At 70.3% G+C, this 5092-nt stretch carries 5 protein-coding genes and 1 pseudogene; 1 reads left to right on the top strand and 5 read right to left on the bottom strand.

Annotation, left to right across the window (positions count from 1 at the left end):
- From VLJ82_RS08405 to VLJ82_RS08425, 5 genes and pseudogenes are all read right to left on the bottom strand, one after another.
- A pseudogene (locus VLJ82_RS08405) lies at positions 1-312 on the bottom strand (anti-anti-sigma factor); the annotation flags it as partial.
- Positions 313-710: 398 nt separating this feature from the next.
- Positions 711-2216: a tripartite tricarboxylate transporter permease gene (locus tag VLJ82_RS08410; RefSeq protein ID WP_408662888.1), complete on the bottom strand. Its 1506-nt coding sequence runs from the start codon at positions 2214-2216 to the stop codon at positions 711-713.
- 1 nt (position 2217) lies between these two features.
- Entirely contained in the window at positions 2218-2844 is a 627-nt protein-coding gene (locus tag VLJ82_RS08415; protein ID WP_408662889.1) for a tripartite tricarboxylate transporter TctB family protein, read from the bottom strand.
- A complete protein-coding gene (locus tag VLJ82_RS08420; protein WP_408662890.1) occupies positions 2844-3872 on the bottom strand; it encodes a Bug family tripartite tricarboxylate transporter substrate binding protein in 1029 nt (342 codons plus the stop codon). The genes VLJ82_RS08415 and VLJ82_RS08420 overlap by 1 nt, the downstream gene beginning before the upstream one ends.
- Positions 3873-3885: 13 nt before the next feature.
- Positions 3886-4308: a universal stress protein gene (locus VLJ82_RS08425; RefSeq protein WP_408662891.1), complete on the bottom strand. Its 423-nt coding sequence runs from the start codon at positions 4306-4308 to the stop codon at positions 3886-3888.
- 329 nt (positions 4309-4637) lie between these two features.
- On the opposite strand from VLJ82_RS08425, the gene VLJ82_RS08430 reads away from it, so the two are divergent.
- Positions 4638-5092 (top strand): dihydrofolate reductase family protein (locus tag VLJ82_RS08430; protein ID WP_408662892.1); only part of this gene is annotated, 455 nt, incomplete at its 3' end.

The raw sequence follows: 5092 nt of genomic DNA on the forward strand, positions 1-5092 counted from the left end.
GCCGACGACTTCGTCGGTTTCGACGCCGCGGGGGATGATGCGTTCGGAGAGGTCGCGGGCGTAGCGGCGGAGTTCTTCGACGCTGCCGGTCTCGAGTACGGCGACGTAGTTGTCGTAGACCGAGGTGACTTCGGTGAACACCTCTTGTGCGGTCATCGCCGACAGCAGGCGGGCGTCGGTGATCCGCTTCGCCCACTGCTCACGCAACGAGGTGCGGTTGGTCTGCAGATGCGACACCAACTCGGGCAGCAACGCCGCGTGGTCCCCCCAGACCTGTTGACCGTCGCCCGGTCCGGGCCCGCTGTTCGCCACGCTGTCATCGCCTCTCTCAGTGACCCCCGAGCGGGGTGGCCGACCATCGATCCGCGGGAACTGAAGGAAGGTCCCCGCGGCCGGATGACGCCCTTGTCCGATCGCTCGCTGCGGATGCAGCGCTTATTACAGAGGACTCGTTACCGGCCGGCGCATGACGATGATCTCCGCCGGTCGGTGAGGCGAAGCCGTCCGGTGCGCGAGCGCAGCGGTCGCGGAGGCGACGGAGCCGTGGGATGCGGTGGCCATGATGGGTGATGGTCGTGGTGCTGTCTTAGAGGTTTCTTAGAGGACCTCGGGTCGCGTGCTCCCGGGCCTTCTGGTGCCTGCGGCCCGACGGTCACTCGTCTCCGTCGAGCAGACGCACCGACCGGGTGTGGAGTACGGCCCAGGCCGGATCAGATGTCCGCCTGTGCGCGGTTGCGTAGCCGGGAGAATGCGACCCAGACGAGGCCGAGTAGCAGCAGGCAGTAGAGCGTGATGGTCAACCCCGAGGAGAACAGCGCTCCCGGGTCGCCTTCGCTGATCGCCAGCGCGCGGCGCAGGCTGGTCTCGGCCAGTGGCCCCAGGATCACGGCGATCAGCACCGGGGCCAGCGGCAGCCCGAACCGGCGCAGCGCGAAGCCGAGCAGCCCGATCACGGTCAGCATCGCCACGTCGAAAATCGACCCGGAGGAGGCGTACACGCCGAGCGCGGAGAACACGGTGATGCCCGCGTAGAGGTAGGGCTTGGGGATCATCAGCAGCTTCGCCCACAGCGGCGCGAACGGCAGGTTGATCACCAGCAGCACGATCATGCCGACGAACAGGCTGGCCAGCAGCGCCCACACCAGCTCAGCGTTGCGGACGAACAGCAGCGGGCCCGGCTGCATCCCGTACTGCTGGAACGCCGCCAGCATGATCGCGGCGGTGGCCGAGGTGGGCAGGCCGAGCGCGAGCAGTGAGCCCATCGCCGATCCGGCAGTGGCGTTGGCCGCCGACTCCGGCGCGGCGAGGCCGCGGATCGCGCCGGTGCCGAACTGCGGGTCGGCGCGGCGCCGGTCCAGGTTCCGCTCCAGCCCGAATGCCAGGAACGTCGGGATCTCGGCCCCGCCCGCGGGGATGGCCCCGAACGGCAGCCCGAAAGCCGAGCCGCGCAGCCATGCCGGCAGCGCCTCCCGGAACTCCTTCCCGCTCAGGTAGGGGCGGCCGCTGATCTTCATGGCGGTCGCCTCCGGGTCCTTGTGGATCCGCGAGGCGATGAACAGGACTTCGCCCAGGGCCAGCAGCCCGACTGTGATCACCACGATGTCGATGCCGTCGAGCAACGACGGGATGCCAAACGTGTAGCGCGCGGCGCCGCTGATGGCGTCCACCCCGACCAGGGCGATCGCCAGCCCGATGGCCAGGGCGGAGAGGCCCTTGACCGCGGAGTCGGCGACCACCGCGGCGGTGGCCACGAAGGCGACGATGGCCAGCGCGAAGTATTCGGCCGGGCCGAACACCGTGGCCAGCTCGGCCAGCACCGGCGCGAAGAACACCACCAGGATGGTGGCCAGCAGGCCTCCGGTGAACGCGCCGATCGCGGCCGTGGCCAGGGCCTGCGGCGCCCGCCCGCGCTTGGCCATCCGATGGCCCTCGAAGGTGGACGCGATAGCCGTCGAGTTGCCGGGGGTGTTCATCAGGATGGCGGTCGTGGAGTCACCGAACAGGCCGCCGTAGTAGATGCCGGCGAACATGATGAACGCACCGACCGGGTCCAGCGAGAAGGTCACCGGCAGCAGGAGCGCCACCGCCATCGCCGAGCCCAGCCCGGGCAGCACGCCGACCGCCGTGCCCAGCACGCAGCCGACGACCACCCAGACCAGGTTGATCGGGGTCAGCGCCAGGCTGAACCCCTGCATCAGGTTGCTGAGCTGGTCCACCTCACATCACCCCCGCGAGGAAGCCGGCCGGCAGGTTCAGGCCCAGCAGGTACCCGAAGGTCAGCTGGATCAGCGAGGACATGACCAGAGCGACTGAGACGTCGAAGACCGGTCGGCGGGACCCGAGGGCGTAGGCGACCCCCCAGAACAGCACCGCGGCGGCCACGATCCAGCCGACCGGGCGCAGCAGCACCATGAACGCCACCAGCGACCCGAGCACGGTCAACACGGCCCGCCAGTCGGTCACCGCGCCGGCCGGCCACGGCCCGCGGCCGCGCGGCGGGTCCGGCGGGATCTCCTCGATCGGGTCGCCGTCGGCGTCGAGGTGCGCCTCCTGTTCGTCCTGCAGGAGCCCGGCGCGCCGGGCCCGCACCGTGCGCAACGTCTGGACGGTGCTCAAGGCAGCCATGACCAGCAGCAACGCGATGATGATGCCGGGGAAGAAGGTCGGGCCGGGCCGCTGGACGCTGGGCGGTTGGACCATGTTGGCCGTCCCGATGATCAGGAAGACGGCGATGGCCACCAGGATGGCCGGTACCACCAGCTCGGCCATGCCGGAGGCTTGCGGCTTGGCGGTGGTGCCGGCGGCAGTGTCGTCACTGGGTGGGGCTGGGCTGCTGGTGGTCATCACGCTCCGATCCCGAGCTGTTGGGCGATCACGCCGATGCGCTCGGCCTCGGTCTTCAGGTAGGCGCCGAACTCGTCGCCGCTGATGAAGTTGTCCCGCCACTTGTTGCGGGCGATCGTGTCCTGCCAGGCCGGCCCGTTGCGCATCTCTGTGACGATGTCGATCAACACCTGGCGCTGCTCGGGGCTCAGTCCGGGCGGGCCGACCAGCCCGCGCCAGTTGGTCAGTTCGACGTCGATGTCCTGTTCACCGAGGCTGGGCACGTCGACGCCCTCGACCCGGTCCTTGGTGCCGACGGCCAGCGCCCGGACGTTGCCGGCCTCGATCTGGTCGGCGAACTCGTTGTAACCGGAGACCGACGCGGCGACCGTGTTGGCCAGCAGCGCGTTGAGTGCCTCGCCGCCTCCGGAGAAGGCGATGTAGTTCAGCTTCGTGGTGTCGATGCCGTAGGCCCCGGCGACCATGCCGGCCAGCAGGTGGTCGGTACCACCCTTGGAGCCGCCGCCGATCGCGGTGCCCGCCGGGTCGGCCTTCCACGCGTCGAGCAGGCTGCGCAGGTTCTGGTGCGGCGACGCGGCCGGCACCACGATGACCTCGAAGTCCTCCGCGAGCCGGGCGACCGGGGTGACGTCGGCCAGGGTCGTCGAGCTGTCGTTGGCGATGATGCCGCCGACCATCACGGTGCCGGTGACCATCAACGTGTTGCCCTGCCCGGACATGTCGGTCAGCTGGCCCAGCCCGATGGTGCCGGCCGCCCCGGGGATGTTGACGACCTGGACGTTGTTGACGATGCCGTCGGCCTTGAGGGCCTGCTGGGACTCGCGGGCGACGAGGTCCCAACCGCCGCCAGGGGCGGCAGGGGCGATCAGACCGAGCCGGCTGCGGGCCGAATCCCCGGCCTCGGAGCCCAGCGTGCTGATGAACCCGGCCACGATGACGACCGTGGCGAACACGGCCCATGCGATGGTGCCCACCGATCGTCGGCGGGGCGGGTCCGCGGGTGGTGCCTGTTCGGTGTCGGCTGCCATCGTCGCCTCCTGGTCAGTCGGGAAGGCGCACGGCCAGCACCGGCACCGTGGAGTTGAGCAGGATGTGCTGCGCGGCCGAGCCGAGCAGCAGCTTGCCGACCGGGGACCGTCGCCGCAGCCCGATGACGATCAGCTCGGCGTCGAGCTCGCCGGCCAGGTCGAGCAGCTCGTCGGCCAGGTGGTCCGGCTTCACCGCGTTGCGCAGGTGCACCGCTACGGCCGGGTGCTCGGCGGTGGTCACCGAACCATCGGCAGCGGGCGGCCCGCCCAGGTGGGGCACCGGGACCTCGGGAAGCCGGGTCACCGGATCGCCGTCGGGACGCGACGGCGCGGTCAGCACCACGAGGTCGGTGTGGCGCAGTCCGGCTTCGGCCATTGCGTGCCCGAGCGCCCGGCGGCCCTCCGGAGTCTCCTGGTAGGCGACGACGATGGTCATCTCACTCCGTCCGACTCCGACCCGACGGCGCCGCCGGATCGATGGTGTGCCAGCTGCGAAGGCTGAGCCATGTGGTGCGAGGCAAAGCCGGGGTGCATGTGGGTTATACGCGCTGACGTGGGTTGCGTGCATTGTCAGGGCGTGTCTGCAATCTGCTTGTTGTCCGCCGGAGCGGTGCCGGCCGCGGGGCGACGGTGGTGTCGACCGGGTCGAGGCTCGCCGCGAGGCCGCCGCGGCCGCCCCGGTGGACTCCTCGGCGCCGGCCTATCGATGATTTCTCCGCGCCGTGCTGGTCTGTACGTCGCATACCGACTCACAGGGGCTGACGCATGCGGAAACTGACCTTTGGCATGAACCTGAGCCTGGACGGCTACGTCGCCGCGCCCGGCGACGACCTGGGCTGGAGCGTGCCGAGCGACGAGCTGTTCCAGTGGTGGTCCGACCGGGTGGGGGCGACCGACCTGGCGCTGTACGGGCGCAAACTGTGGGAGGCGATGAGTTCCCACTGGCCGACCGCCGACCAGCAGCCCGGCGCCACCCCGGCGGAGATCGAGTACGCCCGCCGCTGGCGGGACATGCCGAAGGTGGTGTTCTCCTCCACGATCAGCACGGTCGACTGGAACACCCGCCTGGTCACCGGCGACGCGGTCCCCGAGATCGCCCGGCTCAAGGCCGAGGACGGCGGCCCTATGGACATCGTCGGCGCCACACTCGCCGCAGCGGCGATGCGGGCCGGCCTGATCGACGAGTACGTGCTGGCCACCGCACCGGTCTTGGTGGGTAG

Source organism: Jatrophihabitans sp., from assembly GCF_035474675.1.
GTDB lineage: Bacteria > Actinomycetota > Actinomycetes > Mycobacteriales > Jatrophihabitantaceae > Jatrophihabitans_A.